This is a genomic window from Aliikangiella aequoris, from assembly GCF_053709105.1.
In genome coordinates this window covers 601844-620931 of record NZ_CM132298.1, presented here as the reverse complement: position 1 = coordinate 620931, position 19088 = coordinate 601844, and the positions used below count along the sequence as shown (strand labels likewise).

17 protein-coding genes are annotated in these 19088 nt (G+C 40.8%); 7 read left to right on the top strand and 10 right to left on the bottom strand.

Going from position 1 to position 19088, the window contains the following annotated elements; genetic code table 11:
• Positions 1-163: 163 nt before the first annotated feature.
• The 5 genes from ACUR5C_RS02815 to ylqF all read right to left on the bottom strand — a co-directional run bounded on the left by ACUR5C_RS02815 (position 164) and on the right by ylqF (position 6517).
• Complete coding sequence (locus tag ACUR5C_RS02815) at positions 164-2509, bottom strand: carboxypeptidase-like regulatory domain-containing protein (RefSeq protein ID WP_454466838.1); 2346 nt, start codon at positions 2507-2509, stop codon at positions 164-166.
• Between the two features lie 188 nt (positions 2510-2697).
• On the bottom strand, positions 2698-3720 hold the full coding sequence (locus tag ACUR5C_RS02810) for a M14 family metallopeptidase (protein ID WP_454466837.1): 1023 nt from the start codon (positions 3718-3720) through the stop codon (positions 2698-2700).
• A complete protein-coding gene (locus ACUR5C_RS02805) occupies positions 3717-5192 on the bottom strand; it encodes a glutamate-cysteine ligase family protein (protein WP_454466836.1) in 1476 nt (491 codons plus the stop codon). The genes ACUR5C_RS02810 and ACUR5C_RS02805 overlap by 4 nt, the downstream gene beginning before the upstream one ends.
• Positions 5193-5345: 153 nt before the next feature.
• A complete protein-coding gene (locus ACUR5C_RS02800) occupies positions 5346-5567 on the bottom strand; it encodes a DUF3820 family protein (protein WP_454466835.1) in 222 nt (73 codons plus the stop codon).
• Positions 5567-6517: a ribosome biogenesis GTPase YlqF gene (gene ylqF / locus ACUR5C_RS02795; protein ID WP_454466833.1), complete on the bottom strand. Its 951-nt coding sequence runs from the start codon at positions 6515-6517 to the stop codon at positions 5567-5569. The genes ACUR5C_RS02800 and ylqF overlap by 1 nt, the downstream gene beginning before the upstream one ends.
• Positions 6518-6685: 168 nt before the next feature.
• On the opposite strand from ylqF, the gene ACUR5C_RS02790 reads away from it, so the two are divergent.
• On the top strand, positions 6686-7045 hold the full coding sequence (locus ACUR5C_RS02790) for a PilZ domain-containing protein (RefSeq protein ID WP_454466832.1): 360 nt from the start codon (positions 6686-6688) through the stop codon (positions 7043-7045).
• Between the two features lie 8 nt (positions 7046-7053).
• Here ACUR5C_RS02790 and radA read toward each other — a convergent pair whose 3' ends face one another.
• On the bottom strand, positions 7054-8421 hold the full coding sequence (gene radA, locus ACUR5C_RS02785) for a DNA repair protein RadA (RefSeq protein WP_454466831.1): 1368 nt from the start codon (positions 8419-8421) through the stop codon (positions 7054-7056).
• A 192-nt stretch (positions 8422-8613) separates the two neighbouring features.
• Between radA and ACUR5C_RS02780 the strand changes: the two genes are divergently transcribed.
• The 3 genes from ACUR5C_RS02780 to ACUR5C_RS02770 are packed head-to-tail and all read left to right on the top strand — an operon-like array spanning position 8614 to position 10838.
• Positions 8614-10011, top strand: coding sequence for a 3-deoxy-7-phosphoheptulonate synthase class II (locus tag ACUR5C_RS02780; protein ID WP_454466830.1), 1398 nt, complete (start codon positions 8614-8616; stop codon positions 10009-10011).
• Positions 10012-10046: 35 nt separating this feature from the next.
• Positions 10047-10310 (top strand): DUF2970 domain-containing protein, encoded by a 264-nt coding sequence (locus ACUR5C_RS02775; protein WP_454466829.1) that lies wholly within the window; start codon positions 10047-10049, stop codon positions 10308-10310.
• Positions 10311-10361: 51 nt separating this feature from the next.
• Positions 10362-10838, top strand: a complete 477-nt coding sequence (locus ACUR5C_RS02770; protein ID WP_454466828.1) for a GNAT family N-acetyltransferase — start codon at positions 10362-10364, stop codon at positions 10836-10838.
• 82 nt (positions 10839-10920) lie between these two features.
• Here the strand turns inward: ACUR5C_RS02770 and ACUR5C_RS02765 are convergent, their stop codons facing one another.
• The 4 genes from ACUR5C_RS02765 to ACUR5C_RS02750 all read right to left on the bottom strand — a co-directional run bounded on the left by ACUR5C_RS02765 (position 10921) and on the right by ACUR5C_RS02750 (position 16514).
• Positions 10921-12795 carry a CocE/NonD family hydrolase gene (locus tag ACUR5C_RS02765; protein WP_454466827.1) on the bottom strand — a complete coding sequence of 625 codons (1875 nt, stop codon included), beginning with the start codon at positions 12793-12795 and terminating at the stop codon, positions 10921-10923.
• A 90-nt stretch (positions 12796-12885) separates the two neighbouring features.
• The gene (locus ACUR5C_RS02760) at positions 12886-14148 is read right to left on the bottom strand and encodes an MFS transporter (protein ID WP_454466826.1); all 1263 of its coding nucleotides are present in this window, start codon (positions 14146-14148) and stop codon (positions 12886-12888) included.
• 125 nt (positions 14149-14273) lie between these two features.
• Positions 14274-15404 carry a PilT/PilU family type 4a pilus ATPase gene (locus ACUR5C_RS02755; RefSeq protein ID WP_454466825.1) on the bottom strand — a complete coding sequence of 377 codons (1131 nt, stop codon included), beginning with the start codon at positions 15402-15404 and terminating at the stop codon, positions 14274-14276.
• A gap of 75 nt (positions 15405-15479) precedes the next feature.
• Positions 15480-16514, bottom strand: coding sequence for a type IV pilus twitching motility protein PilT (locus ACUR5C_RS02750; protein WP_454466824.1), 1035 nt, complete (start codon positions 16512-16514; stop codon positions 15480-15482).
• A gap of 169 nt (positions 16515-16683) precedes the next feature.
• Between ACUR5C_RS02750 and ACUR5C_RS02745 the strand changes: the two genes are divergently transcribed.
• From ACUR5C_RS02745 to ACUR5C_RS02735, 3 genes are read left to right on the top strand one after another with little or no spacing between them, the layout of a single operon-like run.
• Entirely contained in the window at positions 16684-17376 is a 693-nt protein-coding gene (locus ACUR5C_RS02745; protein ID WP_454466823.1) for a YggS family pyridoxal phosphate-dependent enzyme, read from the top strand.
• A complete protein-coding gene (proC, locus tag ACUR5C_RS02740) occupies positions 17373-18242 on the top strand; it encodes a pyrroline-5-carboxylate reductase (RefSeq protein ID WP_454466822.1) in 870 nt (289 codons plus the stop codon). Before ACUR5C_RS02745 ends, proC begins: the two co-directional genes overlap by 4 nt.
• Positions 18243-18287: 45 nt before the next feature.
• On the top strand, positions 18288-18839 hold the full coding sequence (locus ACUR5C_RS02735; RefSeq protein WP_454466821.1) for a YggT family protein: 552 nt from the start codon (positions 18288-18290) through the stop codon (positions 18837-18839).
• Positions 18840-19088: the final 249 nt, after the last annotated feature.

The window sequence follows — 19088 nt, the reverse complement described above, 5'->3', positions numbered from 1 at the left end:
AAAGACAACTGCGTTTAACATTACTAAATTTTTGGCATACATTGTAAGCGCTTTTAATAATTGAGTCTAATGAGCACTCGCCAACATTAATCTAAAGGATTCCTTAAAAATACAAAAGCCAGCTTAAGCTGGCCTTTATATTGATAAAAACAACCTATCTAAATCACTTATCAACGCCTGCTTCATTTCTAGCGTGCGTTACTTCTCCATGAGTAGATTGAATCAGCGGTAATTCAACCGGTCTTTCAGTGACTTTTTGCCAAGTTGTATTATAAAAGCTAGCCCAATATAAAATGTGTCCTTCTGGTGGTATTCCAGAGTAATATGCTCGGTTAGCGTCATCGAAAAAGCGATGGCTCTGCTGCACATAATAACGGTTTGTGTCTGATATATGACTTAAATTCCATTCACGCTTATGATAAAGCACACAATCATCAGAGTCTGCAGGCTCAAAAACTGCAGGCGTACAATAACCCCCGCCATTTCCGTTAGCGGCATTATTTCTATATCTTCTAACTTCTAAAACACCATCAAAACGCAACTGCCAAAATCCAGGCGCAATCCAAAATTCATTAGACTCTAGTTGACCATTTTGATCTAAATCTCTTGTTGATACTGTCGTAGAGGTACCGTCGCTATTTAACTCAATCCAAAAATAACCATTTGGCTCGCCAAAACCAACGCCTAAATCATAAACTCCAACGATATTATTCTCTGTCCAGTTTTCCGCTTTAAAAGGTATCACCCTTCCCGAATAAGAAACTTCATTATCACCTGATGCGCTCACATTAACTAGCGGGAATCCTTCATCATCTAAATCTAAAATTACAAAGTCCCAGCTATTTGAACCCGTTATGGCTAAATGACCTTCACTGGTAATCTGCCAGTTTGCAACTGTATTGTTGTCACTCACATACGAACCATCCCCCTGAATAGTCCGGCTCTCAATTGTCACGTTACCGCCAGAAGCTAAATTTCCGGTAAACATCATATTAGTGGCCATTTCCTCAACTTCAACGCCATCAACTTTCGGGTTCAATACTTGATTATTCATATTGGGAACTGGCATAGAATAAGTAGTATTAAGGCCCAACACAGTCGCCGCGTCAATAACGCCTGCAGACTTCACAAAAGTTTGCACCCAAGCTAGTCGCCTATAATCGTCTTCATCTGGTAACTCGCCATTGGGGAAATGTCTTTTAATCACTGTTGTTTGCAAAACTTCATCAAGTTCCGTGCCTTGATTTAACCATTTAAATATTTTTCTCGACACTATTTCTTCAACTTGTACGGTTCTACCTATTGAGTCGAAATACTCTTCATAAGTTTGGTAAACTAAATCGTTACTTCCTGGAAAAGTGAACACTAACTCTCCAGCATTTCTAGAGACGACAAAAGGGGCAGAGCCTCGAGTGTCAGTGTAGAACCCGGTTAAATTAGTGTTAATTTCAAAGCGATCGGCGTTAAAAGAATAATAACTATCAGGAACTTGACTCATGTCAAAGTTATTCGCAAATAGTAAACTATCTTCTTGTATCAGTTCTTTAACGGCATCAACCAAGTTAGGATAATCTCTTAAAGATACTCGGTAAAACTCGCTCACCGCGTCGTGATCTAGTGCAAATTCCAAAGTATTTGCTGCCGTATTAGGCAAGCTAAAGGCAGTATTTTCACTTGAATAATCAATGACTAATTTAATGACTGTCGCATAGTCTAAAACAAGTCCTTCATTATACCCCTTCATCAAAGCATAAAGCTCGTTCGCATCTTCTATTTGAAAACCATTATTCGCTTTAACTAGCAGCGCGTATCTCGCTGTCGAAAGGTGAGTGACGTTAACGCCAGTAAATTCGTCAAAATCTAATGTATCATCACCGGCCTTTAACGCTAACTGCTCAAAAGAGTCTAATACAGAAACTAACTTAACTTGTTCCTGAGCACCAACGCCAGCAGCTTCAATCGTTACTAAACTTTCAACCAGCGAGTCGTCTATAGATAGCTCTACGGAATAATCACCGTTTTGATCGGCAACCGTCGAAAACACAGTACCAGCAACAGATACATCCACAGTCGCAAAAGCGATTGGTCCATCAGTTACTTTTCCTCGAATTGTCAAAGACTCTAAGTTATTTTCGACAAGCACAGTGACCGATGCAGTCGTAGAGCCACCTTTATCATCAGTCGCTGTCACTGCGAAGACCAATACACTAGGCTCTGTCACTTGTGGCGCAGTAAATGCCAATGTTGCGGTTGAAGAACCGCTTAAAGGCACGTTAATGCCAGAAACTTGAGCCCAGTTGATTAATACAATGCTGCCATCAGGATCTTGAATAGAAGCTTGAATCGAAACTTGCTGACCTTCACTAACAGTTTGATCTTGAACAGAAATTATGGGTTTTTGGTTTTCTTCACCGCCGCCGCCACCGCCGCCGCCACCACAAGCAACAAGGAGGGTTAAAAAAATGAAAGATAAAGAGGTAAAAACTAACTTTTGATTAAAAAACTTCATAAAAAATCCCTAATAGCCTAACCAATGGCGACGAAAACATGATTCGCCACTCTAATTTTTTGTGGATAATATAGGAGAAACGATTACACGACAAGCATCTATAAAAACTAAACGGTGTCACTTTAAAAACGGCTTACGAAATGTAAAATGCGCGGTTACGCAGCTTAACAACAGGTGAACAGTTAGTTCTAACCTAAGGTTACGTAGAACAAACAATCGTTAGTGGCAATATCAGGAAGCGTTGTTGCCATAAAAACTTGCAAGTCTTGCTTAGCTAATAAGCTGCCCTTTTCAAATCTAAAAAGATCCAAGGTATGATCCTGATTTAACTGATCGAGTGCGCTAATAGGTATTGGCTTTGTTTCATCATACCAACCAAGGAACTCATTTTTTTGCGCTTTTTTAGAATTAAGCAACTCAATATCCAGTCGCATCGTTAGACTAGCAGTTGGTAGCTTAACTTTAGCAAAACCGACCGACGCATTGTTTTTTAGTTGTACCCTTACTGGCTGACGATAAACTTTAACCATTGGAGCCTTCAGTGAAAACAAATTGTGCAACGCAAAGAATTGTTGAATCCCTTTGTAAGCTATCTGATGAGCAACTGAATCCTTCGCTCCGCCACACTCTATGGTAACAATAGGGGCGTTAAATTCTAACTCCATCAAAGCTCCTACTTTAAGCTCTGTTAAAATCACCTTTGAAGCAAATAAGTTAACTAATGCTAAAGCGCCTTTTGAGTCACTTATTGAAACCCCAAAAGCAGGGCCCGAACCAGAGGTATTGTGTATGTCAATAACCGCCTCAGGCTTAACTTCTTCAATTAACGCTTGAATTTGACCAGCCCTAACACCCAAAACGCATTTTTTCTGATTGCTATGGCCAAAGTAACGATTTAAATCCTTATCTAGATCAATATAACGATGAGTAAAAACAGGCTTCGTCGATGCGGCTTCAGGGTTACAAATTAAAATTCGTACATTAGTTGCAGGCGTTAGTCCACTTTTTAACCACTCGTAACAGGCAATAAATCCCGACGGCTCGTTCCCATGAATTAAAGTGGTTAAAACTCGTGTTCTTTTATTATCAATACCAGGTATGTCTATCACCGAGAGTCCAGTGAAAACATCCAAGAACTGAATTAAATCGGCACCAATATCAGCACGAATACTTTCGTTAAAATAGCTCACCTCTGGATTTAAGTTAATCATTTCCAGCAACACTCCCATTCACTGATGGGCGCACCACTCATTTGATTGCGATAGTAATTCTCGAGCATTTTACGACATGCTTTCTCATTACTCATTGACTGACGGAAATGTAACAGCGTCTGCTTTTGCCAGCTTGCGCCAGTGATACCGTAGGCTAAGCGCTTCTGAATGACACCCAAATATTTTAAGCGCTCTTCACGATCAACGTTTAATTTTGCGAGTCCATCATCTGCGATCTGGAGCATTTCTTCAATCACATTTCGCAAAGGTATTTGTTGCGGTTTATTCTGAAATTTTTGGGGCCATAATATTGTCGCATCTAAGCCATTTTTTGCGGCTCGATAAAAGTTGTACTCGGCAAACTGAAATGGAATGCGCGCAATATATTCATCGACTCTGTCTTCTAACCCCATAGCCATCCCAATTGAAAAGGCGCTATTAGCTGCCATATCAATTGCAGAAGGTCCTGCTGGTAGCGCTCTAAACTCAATGCGTAAATGGCCTTTTCCCTCATTGGAATATATAGCACGATTCCACGGCCAGGTGGTTCCCATATGTAAATTAAGCTCTGCAAGCTCAGGAGTTTCCTCTTGGCTATCAGCGTCAAATAAATGAGGTAAAATGGGGGCATATAAATTCACTGTTTCTGCAAATAACTCCCAAGCACTCTTACGCACCCAGCCATGCCCAAAAGTCACCCTCGCTGGTTGACGCCAGCCGGTAGAGTCGGGAATTCTGCTATCGGTAGACTGTTTAAACAGCACAACCCTTGTTTCATCCCATAGACATTTGCCTAGTAACACCCCCGAGTTAGCTGATATTCCTAATGCCATAGGTAAAGTTAATTGTGCTGCATTAAAAACATTAGCAAATCGGTCTGGTTGAACCATCAAGTGCACTTGCAAAGAAGTGTTAGCCCCTTCAACACAAACTTCTGAAGAGAGAAAGTCAACGCTTTCTTCTCCTTCAATTTTTATTTGAAACGGTTCACCCCGCTGTTTGAGCAGCTCTCGCGCTAACATTTTGTAACGCTCTAAATCTGTCATAAACTTATTGTCAAGTTGATGTGCTTTTAACGTTGGGAGTATCCCAATAGCGAGCGGGCGAGTATCTAACTGCTTAGATGCTTTTTGTAATAGGCTAAATTTTTCTAAAATCTCTGAAGTCATTGCACTAAATGGCTTGCCAGCAGCAAGCACCGGTGACAGATTGACTTCTAAATTAAATTTGTTGAGCTCAGTTTGAAACTGCTCGTCGCCTAACAATTTAAGCAGCTCTAAACTAACCGGGCTAACGTCGTTATTAGCATTGATTAAATAAATTTCAATTTCGCTACCAATTTGGCAAGCACCGCTACCAAAGCTAGGCCTAGCGATAACTTCTTTTAGCTGTTCAACTTGATTATGAATTTTGCGGTTAAAAGCTTCATAGTCTTCAGCTTTGAACGTTTTCTCTTGAATATTTCGCCCCATTTTGGCTCCTTTGAGCTGTCATTTAATAAAACCTAGCTTAAAGCTAAGTAAAGCTCAAGTTCAGCAGGCGTTAGGGTGATTTTGAAAAGGCAAAAACTAGCGAGTTCACGCCTCATCACTTAACAGTAGCGCAAACCAACAAAAGAATGGGGATTAAGTGCGGTTTTGCTTTAGCGGAATAATTAGCGACTCGAGACCATTAACTTTAATTTCTAAAGTCAACTGCATTAAATCGCCAATGGCTCCTTTTGGAAAGCCTTGTTGCCCAAACCACACTAAATAAGTTTCAGGTAAATCAATCAACATGCGGCCCTGATACTTTCCAAATGGCATCGCTGTATTGGCAATTTTTACAAGATGATGTTTTTCAAACATTAGCGCTTTCTTCTTTTAGCAGCTTTCTTTTTTCCGGCGGCTTTACGTGCAGCATCTTTTTCTTCTTTTAGGCGGGCTTTTGCTGCAACTTCTATTAATTCACTTTCTATCATTGCCGGGCGCTCTAAACTAATTGGCGCTATGCTGGCAGAGCGAAACTCATGAATTAATATTTTACATACTTTATCTAAATCAATTCTTCCGCCGGGCTTTAAACAGCCGCGCTTTTTGCCAATCGCTTCTAGTGTTTCTAATAGTGTTTCGGCAAACCCTTCTAATTTGTATTTTTCTATAATTGCTTGCGGGTAGTATGCTTGAAAATACTCTAATGCATAAAATGCAATATCGTCATATTCAAGCGCGGTATCTTTAATCGCGCCAGTGATTGCCAAACGATAACTACTATTCATATTCTCAATTTTTGGCCACAAAATTCCCGGAGTATCAAATAGCGTTACGCCTTCCTTTAAGTCTATTCGTTGTTGCCTTTGGGTTACTGCTGGCTCATTACCTACCTTGGCAATAACTCGACCAGCTAAAGCATTTATGATGGTAGATTTACCTACATTGGGGATCCCCATAATCATGGCTCGCACCGGCAGCTCTTTTTCAACTCGATGCGGCGCCATTTTGCGACATAGTTGAATGACTTTTTTAACTTGCTCTGGCTTGTGCGCCGAAAGCGGTAGCGCCTTCACACCTTGTTGTTGTTCTAAATACTCACACCAAAGTTGGGTTACTTGCGGGTCGGCTAAATCGGTTTTATTAATTAGCTTAATAATTGGCCGGGTTAACCCGCGATTACTTTCTAATTCTGCGATTACAGGGTTTGCACTACTATAAGGAATACGCGCATCAACGACTTCAATGATTAAATCAACGCTGGGTAAAGCCTGTTTGATCTCTTTTTGGGCTTTGTGCATATGCCCTGGATACCACTGAATTGTCATACAAATGCCATTTATTAAGTTAGGTGTTCAAATTAATCCGCTAGTGTAATCAATATTAGCTCAAAGGGTAAGAGTTTAACTCTGGTTAAATTTCGTGCTATCTTTAATGGGTCTATTAATTATTGCGAAAAGCAGCAACCCACTCTACTTTAAATAAAGGGGTAAGCTATGCACCAAGAAAGACGTCAGTTTAACCGAGTTAGCTTTAATGGCTTAGCAAAACTAGAATGTAACGGCGAGTCAATTAATTGTGAAATCAAAGACTTATCATTGCATGGGGTTTTAATTAGCTTGCCTTCGCCTTTTCTTTTAGTAGACAATCAAACTTGTCAGCTAACCATTCCGCTCACAGACGACATATCGCCTATTCACATGTCTTTGAAAGTAGCTTACGTGAAAAACAAAGAAGTTGGCCTAGAATGCACTGAAATAGATTTAGAAAGTATTTCTCATTTGCGCCGCATTATTGAGCTTAATTTAGGCGATGCCTCATTACTTGAAAGAGACTTTTCTGCGCTGGCCACTTAATACCAAGATTAAATTTCTGATAAGGCTCCTAACATTTGCTGTAGGTTAGTAACCCCGATGGTCTTAATTCCTTCTATGGTTTTTTTGGGTAAATTAGATTGAGGTACAATAGCGGTTTTAAAGCCATGCTTTTTAGCCTCTTTAATACGCTCTTGGCCATTAGGAACCGGTCTTATCTCTCCCGCTAAGCCTACCTCTCCAAAAACGATAAGATCTTGCGGTAGAACTTGATTTCTTAAACTTGACGAAACCGCCGCAAGTAAGGCTAAATCAGCACTGGTTTCCATGACTCTCACCCCACCAACCACATTAAGAAATACATCTTGATCATGGCAAAAAACACCGCCGTGTCGAGATAAAACCGCTAACAACATGGCAAGTCGATTTTGATCTAAGCCAACCGCAACTCGCCGTGGGTGTCCCGAATGAGATTCATCGACCAAAGCTTGTACTTCGACCAAAAGCGGCCTAGAGCCCTCCCAAGTAACTGTAACCGAACTTCCAGCCGCAGCTTGCTGATAGCGGGATAAAAATATCGCAGAAGGGTTTTGAACTTCTTTTAAACCTTCTTCGCTCATAGCAAAAACGCCTAACTCATTCACGGCGCCAAAGCGGTTTTTGACCGCTCGTAGTATTCGATAGCGACCATCTCGCTCTCCTTCGAAATAAAGCACTGCGTCAACCATATGCTCAAGTACTCTCGGGCCGGCTAAGGCGCCATCTTTAGTCACATGCCCAACAACAAATAACGCAATACCTTTTTGCTTAGCAAAACGCACTAACTGGGCGGTCGACTCTCTTACTTGGGCAACGCCTCCTGGTGCAGATTGCAATAGTTCGGTATAAATGGTTTGAATAGAGTCAATCACCATCACTTGAGGTTGGGTAGACTGAGCCATAGCAATAATGCTTTCAACCTGAGTTTCGGTTAACAAACTTAATTTATCACCAGCTAGCCCAAGCCGTTTAGCGCGCATCGATATTTGTTGTGGCGACTCTTCCCCGGTGACATAAACCGCATTTAGCTGTGCACTTAAGTGGCACATTGATTGAAGTAAAATCGTCGACTTGCCAATCCCTGGGTCGCCGCCAATTAACACCACCGAACCAGGCACCAAACCGCCGCCTAATACTCTGTCTAACTCTTTTAGGCTAGTAGGAATGCGCTGCGTATCGCTGTGTTTAACTTCACTTAACTTTTGTAACTGTTTATCAGCTCCTGCATATCCAGCAAACCGAGCGTTTTGAACGGGCTTTTTGGTTTCAATTTGTTCAACCAAACAATTCCATTGGCTACAGTCACTGCATTGACCAGCCCACTTAGGGAAAATAGCACCACATTCGGTGCAAGCGTATTGAGTTTTTGACTTGCTCATTCAGTTCCGTTCAATTTTAAGGGTTATAAACAACAATAAATTCTATAGCGATAGACAATATAGGTTCTACATTTAACTTCAATTTTGGTAATATAACATCATCAGTATTTCTTGCTAAGGTTTTACTAACTTTTCATTCAATGAAAGATTAAACCCTTTAAAGAATAAGCGTTTTCTCAACGGACAACCGTTATGCAAGTATCGCAATCGACAGATTGGCATCCTAATAGCTGGCAAAAATTTAAAGCCTTACAGCAAGCAAATTATGCCAACTCGTCCCACCTTAATGCAGTAATAGAAGAGCTAAGCAGCTTACCACCGCTTGTTTCTGTACGTGAGATCAATGAGCTAAAGCAACGTATTGCAAGTGCTGCACAGGGTGACTCCTTTATATTACAAGGGGGCGATTGCGCCGAGCTATTTAAAGAATGTAACGCGCCAACCATTTCGAGCAAGCTTAAAATAATTATGCAAATGGCGCTTGTTCTAGTTCACGGCCTGAATAAACCGGTTATTAAAATTGGCCGCATGGCAGGTCAGTACGCCAAACCTCGCTCAACAGAAAATGAAACGATTAATGGCGTTAGTTTACCTTGTTATCGTGGCGATCTGATCAATAGCCCTAACTTTGAAGCTGTGTCTCGCCAACCCGATCCTGACAGATTGTTAAAAGGTTACTCGTTCGCCTCGTTAACACTAAATTATATTCGCACGCTGTTAAAAGAAAACTTTTCAGACTTCTCACAGATTGACTCTTGGAACCTTGAGTTTATTTCTCACTCAGGCAGTGCTCGTGAGTACCAATATATTCTTAATGAAATTAAACGCTCACTCGCTCTGCTCAATAACCTTTCTGGAAATGAAAAGTTTGGTCGCCATAATGACAGGCTATTTACTAGCCATGAAGCTCTGCATTTACATTACGAGCAGGCGTTAACCCGCCAGTCAGATGAGGGCCAATGGTTTAATCTATCGACTCATCTGCCTTGGATTGGAATGCGCACCGGGGCAACTAACTCAGCCCACGTTGAGTATATGCGTGGTATTAATAATCCTATTGGTATAAAAGTAGGCCCTAGCGTGAAAGAGCAAGATCTACTTGAATTATGCGAATTGCTCGACCCGACACGAGAGCCGGGTAGACTCACCTTAATTACACGCTTAGGCCACGCTAGCATCGAGCAAAAATTGCCACGCTTAATTAAAGCAATGCAATCACAACGCCGCCAACCACTGTGGGTTTGCGATCCCATGCATGGCAATACCATTCAAACAAATAATGGTGTAAAAACTCGCAGGTTTGACGATATTTTAGCGGAACTCGGTTTAGCTTTTAAAATCCATAACCAAAACAACAGTCATTTAGGTGGGGTCCATTTTGAGCTAACCGGCGAGCACGTTACTGAGTGTACTGGCGGTGCGCGCGGGTTGAGCGAAGCGGATTTATCAACCGCTTATAAAAGCTTAGTTGATCCAAGATTAAATGCAGAACAAGCACTTGAGATGGCGCTAAAAATTGTTCAACTCAATTCTCCGCAAGGGTTAAGTGCTAAACAAAATAGTAATATACACTCATTCAATAAAAAATAATTTTTAGTTTAGTCACGATATAAAAAGGTCATTTAATGCAAGACGCCAAACCAACAAAAGATAACGAACAAACTCAATTGGATGCAACACCTAAACCGCCAAAGCCTGGTATTTTAGGCGTACTACAAAGTGTTTTAGCGGCTTTTTTTGGGGTTCAAAGTGAGCAAAAGCGTCAACAAGATTTTCAGTCTGGCGACGCGAGTAGTTATATTTTTGTTGGCATCGTTATGGTGGTAGTGTTTGTTTTTAGTATTATTGCTATTGTAAATTCTATTTTAGATAATGCAGCTAAAGGCTAAACAAAATTTTATTGTTAGTTGCTTTAACCCATCAATCTTGACAATCCAAACATGCACTCAATTAGACAGCCTGAGATAAGACAAGCACAACTATCGGATCTCGCTTCATTAGCGACTGTCTATGATGAGTATCGGCAACTTTTTTCTTTACCCTCAAGCAAACAACGCTGCGTAGCCTTTTTAAGAGAAAGGTTAGTTAAGCAAGACTCTATTATTTGGATTGCTGTGATAAATGACACCGTGGTGGGGTTTATACAGATTTACCCCAGCTTCTCTTCTATTGCGATGCGCCCTATTTGGCAGTTTAACGATTTATTTATTGGCACCCAATTTCGTCGCAAGAATATTGCCACTCAACTGATCCAGTCTATGGAGGTAGCAGCTCAACAAAATAATATTTTTTCAATTAAACTAGCTACAGCCACTACTAATCAGGCTGCACAGCAACTCTATAAAAAATTAAATTATCAGCCTAGCAGCGACTTTTTGCATTTTTTTAAACAGGTGCCAAGCAAGTCGGAGGCGTAATTTCTGCACCGATTTAATTACTTAGTTAAAGTTTTTGCCTGATGAGCTTGGAGCGCAAATTTACGCTCCAAGATAATGCTTACTATTCAATAATCTTAAATTCAATTTTGCTTTGATTTTGTTGATTGTGATAAACCGTGTGAGTTGCTTTGACAAAATCTTCAGCCTTTGCTTCAAAAATATTAGCGACATAGCGCTGAGGGTTCAAATCTAAAAACGGAAATAAACTACTCTGTACTTGAATTTGCAACTTATGCCCTTTCTTGATGGTATGCAGTACATCGTATAGTTCAAACTTAACTTGAGTGGGTTGATTAGCAACAAAAGGTATCGGCTTACTCATACTTTCTCTAAAGCGACCGCGCATAACGCCCCAACGAACTAGTTCATGGCGATTTCCATTAACACTATTTACTTTGTTCGTGTTGCTATCTTGCTCTGGAAAAACATCTACAAGTTTGACTACAAAATCTGCAGCTGTCTCGGTTGTTGATACCGTTAAATCGACGTTTATTGCACCAGCTAAAGTTAAATCCGCGGCTAAAGGTTCGGTTTCAAAAACCAATACATCAGGCCTACGAGCAGCAAAGCGCTGATCTTCAACCATATATTCTTTGTCCCAACCTCGGCCAATTTTTGCTGAATGTGGTACTGGGCTATTCGGATCACTGACAAAATCACTTTGGCCTGCTAATAATTCTTGCTCCTCAACTAGCTTGTCACCTTTGGAGAAATACAGCGTTTTAGACTGAGAAACTTTAGGCGGCCACTGCGAAAAGTGTCGCCACCGATTGGCGCCGGTTTCAAACATGGTAGCCTGAGCAATTTGCGGCTTTCCCTTGCCTTTTAAGTAATATAAAAAGAATGGTAGTTGAATCTCTTCTTGAAACCACTTACTGGTACTAAAGCCAAAATTAGCTTCACCTAAACTATCACCTTTTCCTCTATTCCACTGACCATGTGACCAAGGCCCCATGACCAACTTAATGTGCTCGCGCTGGTTTTTGCGTGACATCGTTTGGTAAGTTTCTAAGGGGCCATAAAGATCCTCTGTATCGTACCAACCACCCACCACAAGCGTTGCAGGTTTTACATTTTTTAAATGAGGCAACACATTGCGTGCTTTCCAGTAGTCATCATAATTAGGATGCTGAATAATCTCATTCCAAAATGGTCTTTCTCCCTTAAAATATTTTTCATTAACATTAGACAGCGGCCCTAGCTTTTTAAAAAAATCATAGCCGTCAACTGTCTGCTTCTTCATTGCTTCTGGCCAGTGTGCATGCAACTCTTCTCGTTGCTGGTCAAAAGTATCAAAAAATATGAAAGCCATGGGAATCACAAAAGCGCCATTACGATGAAAGTCATCAAAAAACCAATCCGCAATAGGCGCTTGTGGTGAAATCGCTTTAAGCGCTTTGTGACTATTAATAGCTGCAACCGATGTATAGTAGCCAGGGTAAGATGTCCCCCACATGCCGACTTTGCCATTATTATTAGGGAGATTTTTGGTTAGCCACTCTATGCTATCAAAAGTGTCGGTTGCATCATCAACTGCGTTTTTACCTTTTTTATAGGCATCTTGCGGCCGCATGTTGACAAATTCTCCTTCAGACATAAATTTCCCGCGAACATCTTGATGCACAAATATAAATTTTTCTTGCTCAAACGACTCACTCGGACCCAGTCGCTTTTTATATTGACTAACGCCGTAAGGTGCGACCCTATAAGGTGTTCGGTTCATCATAATAGGATATTTTTGAGTACGATCATTGGGTAAATAAACCGATGTGAATAACTTCACTCCATCGCGCATGGGAATTTGGTATTCAAACTTAGTATAGTTTTCTCTAATAAATTCAGCTCTAGTATCTGCTTTCTCAGCACCTTGAATTGAAAACGATGAAACTAACAGCAACCCCAATAAACTTAAGGTAATTATTTTTATCTTTAACATGAAATCTTCTCGTTGTTTTTCTAATCCACTTCTTTCTAACGCTTTGCTAGATCAAGTTCAATTAATAGAATGTAATATTTCTTGTTTTAATCAACTCTCTAATTGCGAGGTTGGCTTTTTTAATAACAGCACATACCAAATACTAACGCCAAACATAACCAATATTGCGGGTATCGCAATGCTAATTAACTGTTCCCAGCTATGACTAAATAAAATCACTCCAGCAGAAAGCGAACCGAGCGCCTGCACGATAAAAATACTAAAGTCATTTAATGCTTGCGCTTTAAAACGCTCATTAGGTTGGTAAGCTTGAGGTAACAAAAGCGTTCCGCTAGTAAATAAAAAGTTCCAGCCAATACCCAACAACACTAATGCCCACCAATAGTGCATGATGTGTTTGCCTGCTAAAGCGACAAACACCACACCAATATAAATAACGCACCCTATTATAAGTAGTTTAGCAATTCCTAAATATCGGATCAGTAAAGCTGAAAAAAGGCTAGGTAAATACATTGCAATGATGTGACTTTGAATAACCCATTTAGTCGACTCTAAACTATGCCCTTCTATATTGTGCATGCTGAGAGGTGTCGCTGTCATCACGTAGCTCATCACCGAATAGCCTATCGCACCGGCGCACAGCGCAATGATAAAAATAGGTTGCGCGACAATAGCTTTAAGTGGCCGAGGGTTAGCGTCAGCGGGATTTTCTTTAACTCCAATGGGATCCAATAAAGCGATTGTTATAGCTGCCATAATTAACATAACCGCCAAACCAGCAAAAGAGCCTGCAAATCCATTTGAAGAAACTATCCAGTCTTTAGCAACAACAGCGACTTCTGGGCCTAAAATCGCGGCAAACATTCCGCCTACCATTAACACCGCAATAGCTGTAGGTGAATCCTTTAAATCTGCTAAACTTTCCATTGCAGCAAACCGCATTTGAGCGACAAACGCCATACTAAACCCAAGTAACACCGAACCGCCAACAAGCCAGTAAAAAGCACTATAATAAGCCGCTGCCGAGCACCAAACTGCACCCACAATGGCAACAAACAATCCGCAAAGTGTTCCAATGCGTCTTCCCAACTTTTTCATTAGCATGCTGGCAGGAATAACCGCTACAGCGGTTCCTAAAATCATTAGAGTTAGTGGCAAGGTAGCCAGCTCAGGTGACGGCGCTATTTTTGCAGCAACAATGCCGCCGGCAAATACCACCATGGATGAGGAAGACATAGCAAGAGGCTGGGCATAAAATAATAGCCAAATATTTTTAGGTAATTGAATAAAATAGCGCCCGAACAGCGCAATGAATAAATGTAAAACTAAGGCAATTAATAAGGTTGTCGACATGTTGCAGGCTCTAGGTCAAAGTGCAGCTCAAAGCATAACTAAAGCGCTAACACAAAGGCACATTAAAATTATTAATAAAAAGGGTATTCTACTTTTTAAACACCCCTTTTAAATACCCTTTTTAATTATCGAGGATCTTGTTCTTCCAGTGACATGCCACCTAACTCACTACCGATTGCTTGACCTTCATTTTCGGAAGAGTCTAACTTAATCATTAAGCGCAGATCGTTTGGTGAATCAGCATGATGCAGAGCATCTTCGTAAGTAATTTCACCCGACTTAAATAACCGGAATAAGCTTTGGTCAAAAGTTTGCATTCCTTGTTCATTTGATTTGCCCATTAAGTCTTTTAGCAAATGCAATTCGCCTTTACGAATATGATCTGAAAGCAACGGTGTGTTAATCATAATTTCAATTGCAGGGCGACGACCTTTACCATCGGGTGTAGGTATTAATTGTTGAGCCACAATGGCTTTTAAGTTTAAAGAAAGATCCATTAACACTTGGTTGTGTTTTTCTTTTGGAAAGAAATGTAATATACGATCAAGTGCTTGGTTTGCGTTATTCGCATGCAAGGTACACATACACAAATGACCAGTTTCCGCAAATGCTACCGCATAGTCCATCGTTTCTGCAGTACGTACTTCACCAATTAAAATAACGTCAGGCGCTTGTCTTAAGGTGTTTTTTAAAGCAACATCAAATGATTCTGTGTCTAAACCCACTTCGCGTTGCGTAATAATACATTTATCATGATTATGAACAAACTCAATGGGATCTTCGATTGAAATAATATGCCCAGTAGTTGATCGATTACGATAACCAATCATGGAAGCTAAAGAAGTCGACTTACCAGTGCCGGTTGCACCAACAAAAACCACTAAACCACGTTTAGTTAAAGACAGTTTTTTTAGTATATTAGGTAACCGCAGTTCTTCAATGGTAGGAATGGTGGTTTCAATTCTACGCAGCACCATACCCACATGGTTACGCTGTTGAAAAGCACTCACACGAAAACGGCCAATTCCGGCAGCACTAATCGCAAAATTACATTCATGGACCCGAGCAAAATCTCGGCGCTGCTCTTCATTCATAACACTTAACACAACTTCTCTTGCTTTTTCAGGAGTAAGAGCACGTTGCGTTACTGGCATAACTTTACCGTGAATTTTAATACTCGGCGGCACCCCAGCAGTAATAAATAGATCAGACGCTTTTTTAGTGACCATTAGCTTTAACAAGCCTTCAAAATCCATTACTAACCGCTCCGCTCAATAAACTTTTGATATTGTGTTGATTATACATAGTAAAAACTTCTTCAAATATATTAATTAAAACTCTTCTTTATTTTTCGCCTTATCTCGAGCATCTTGTCGGCTAATAAGTCCTTTGGCCAACAAATCTTTTAAACACTGATCGAGTGTTTGCATGCCTACCCCAAGGCCGGTTTGAATGGCACTATACATTTGTGCGACTTTGTCTTCTCGTATCAGGTTTCTGATTGCAGGAGTACCAATCATAATTTCATGTGCTGCAACTCGGCCGCCACCGTTCTTTTTAAGTAATGTTTGAGAAATAACAGCCTGTAATGACTCAGAAAGCATTGAGCGTGTCATATCTTTTTCCGCAGCAGGGAAAACATCAACAATTCGGTCGATTGTTTTAGCGGCGCTCGAAGTATGTAATGTACCAAATACCAAATGCCCGGTTTCTGCTGCTGTAAGCGCTAGTCGAATAGTTTCTAAATCACGCATCTCACCAACCAGTACAATATCGGGATCTTCACGTAATGCCGAGCGTAATGCTTCACTAAACCCTAAAGTATCACGGTGGACTTCACGCTGGTTAATTAAGCATTTCTTACTTTCATGTACAAATTCTATTGGATCTTCAATTGTTAATATATGCCCATAATGATTGTCATTAATATAATCAATCATGGCGGCCAAAGTCGTACTTTTACCCGACCCGGTAGGTCCTGTCACTAGCACCAAACCTCTAGGGTGCATACACATTTCTTTAAACGCATTAGGCGCGCCAAGCTCTTCTAGGGTAAGTACTTGTGAAGGAATGGTACGAAACACCGCCGCTGCACCACGATTTTGATTAAACGCATTAACACGGAAGCGAGCAATGCCAGGCAACGAGAATGAAAAGTCAGTTTCGTAAAACTCTTCAAAATCTTTACGCTGTTTATCGTTCATAATATCGTACACCAAGCTATGCACCATTTTATGATCCATAGGTGGTACGTTGATGCGTCTGACGTCGCCATCGACACGAATCATCGGCGGTAATCCGGCCGATAAATGTAAATCTGACGCTTTATTTTTTACACTGAAAGCGAGTAACTCGGTGATATCCATAGGAAGAATACTCCAACATTTCTTTTTTTTAGATGCTAAAATACTAGCGGATCTTTTAATTGATTGATACTTTTACGTTTTTTTGATTGAAGGAAATAAAATAATTGTCTGAAAAGCAGTCAAATATTAAGCAATCCTTCATGCCAAGGCCACATAACGCAAAGCTCTTATGACTATAGCAGATCAAATTCAACAAGTTAGAGCAAATATCGAACTATTCTGCCAAGAATGTGCTCGCCCGCCTGAAAACGTCAGATTATTGGCGGTAAGTAAAACACATCCTATAAGTTCAATTCAAGCAGCCTTTGAGAGCGGTATCACAGATTTTGGTGAAAGCTATATTCAAGAAGCCGTCAGCAAAGTAAATTCCCTCAGTCACTTGCCAATTACTTGGCATTTTATTGGCCCAATTCAAAGTAATAAAACGAAGTTAATTGCAGCACATTTTCACTGGGTACAGAGTGTCGATAGAGAAAAAATATTAAAACGCTTAAATGACCAGCGACCGGCACACCTAGCCCCCATTAATGTTTGCCTACAAGCTAACCTATTTAATGAGCCACAAAAACAAGGCGCTAGTCTAGAACAATTACACCAACTACTTGCAATTGCCACAAGGCTCCCCAATATAAAAGTACGTGGAATCATGGTTATTCCACCGGCCGAGACAGATTTTGAACGACAAATGCAAAGGTTTAGCCAAGTAAAAGCAACCTTTGACACGCTAAAACAAAGCAATGCTCATTTAGACACCTTATCAATGGGAATGAGCGGCGATATAAAAGCAGCAATCTTTAACCATTCAACAATGGTCAGAGTGGGAACAACCATTTTTGGCCCTAGAGGAACTAATCATTTATGAATTCTGAGCAAACTAGCCAGCAATCAACCAAATCAGTATCAAATCAACTTAAAGCGCAGCCTAAAGTCGCATTTATAGGTTGTGGAAACATGGCAAGAGCCATTATTTTAGGCATGCTCAAGTCAGGTTGGCCAGTCAATTCAGTTATGGGAAGTAATCCCAGCCAAGGCAAGTTAAATCTTCTGCTTGAGCACTACCCAATGCCAACAACCCACAATAACCAGCAAGCAGTAGAATTTGCCGATATCGTGGTACTCGCTGTAAAACCCCAAAAAATGCTCGAAGTGTGCCGCCCGCTGGCCCATATCGATATGCGTACCAAGTTAGTGATTTCAGTGGCCGCTGGTTTTCCAGCAGATAAAATCGCGAACGCTTTCGAGCAAGATATTGCGGTTATTCGAGCTATGCCTAACACGCCCGCACTGATAGGTTCTGGCGCAACTGGCCTGTATGCAAATGCTAAAGTCTCAAGCCAACAAAAGGCGCAAGCAGAAGCGATTTTCGGCTCTGTAGGCAAAAGTGCCTGGGTAGAAAATGAGTCAGATATTAATACGGTAACGGCAATTGCCGGAAGCTCTCCGGCGTATGTGTTTCTTATGATGCAATCCATGGTTGAACAAGCCATCGCCTGTGGCCTGTCGCAAAGCACGGCAAAAGCATTAGTTACTCAAGCTTTTTTAGGCACGGCACAATTGGCTCAAGAAACTCCAGCAAAATCCTTAGAGCAGCTACGTAAAGAAGTGACCTCGCCAGGCGGAACTACTGCTGCAGCAATTAACAGTTTAATTGGAGACAACTTTGAAGCCATTGTAAAATCAGCTGTGACTGCGGCCATTCGGCGAGGCGAAGAGCTTGGAGCTGGCTAAAAAGTAAATAAACAAGATTAACTCAATTATATAAAGGACGCTTGGATGAACCCATTTGCTCAACTGTTTTCAATGCTGATTGGCTTTTATGTCAGCATCATTTTGCTTCGCTTTTTGCTTCAGTACTTTCGAGCAGACTTTTACAACCCACTGTCGCAATTTGTGATAAAAGCCACCGATCCACTGATAAAACCCTTGCGCCGGGTTATTCCAGGATTTGCGGGAATCGATTTTTCAACGCTGGTTTTAGCCTGGCTAGTAACCTGTGCCAAAATTTTTCTTATTCAGCTAATCAGCGGAATGGGTATTTCCAACCCAGTAACCGCCTTGCTTTATTCGCTAATTGATATGTTAAGCGCTCTTATTGGACTATATATTATTTTAATTATTGGCAATGTCATTATTAGCTGGGTTTCTCCTGGCGGTTACAATCCGCTCGCCAGTGTAATTCAACAACTTACCGAGCCCTTTTTAGCAAAATTTAGAGCGCTGCTTCCGCCTATGGGAGGGCTCGACCTCTCACCCATGATAGCGCTAGCGCTTTTGTTTTTTCTTAAAAGCAGCCTAACTTACTATCTTTACCCACTTATTGTTTAGTAACGTTAATATTACCAAGTGGCTTATCTCTTTGTGAGCTACTTGGTTACTCAACTTAGCCTTTCCATATAAATCAATTACTTAGCACCCACCCAATAAACTCATTTTGCGATACTTCTTATCAATTATCTCCCTTTAAAGCTATAAAACCCCCCTTTAATCTAGAAACAACCCTAAATTTGAGGCCTAGGTTGCGGATTTACCTAGGTTTTCTGCTACAATCAGCCTAGCTGAGCATTTTCTAAACTA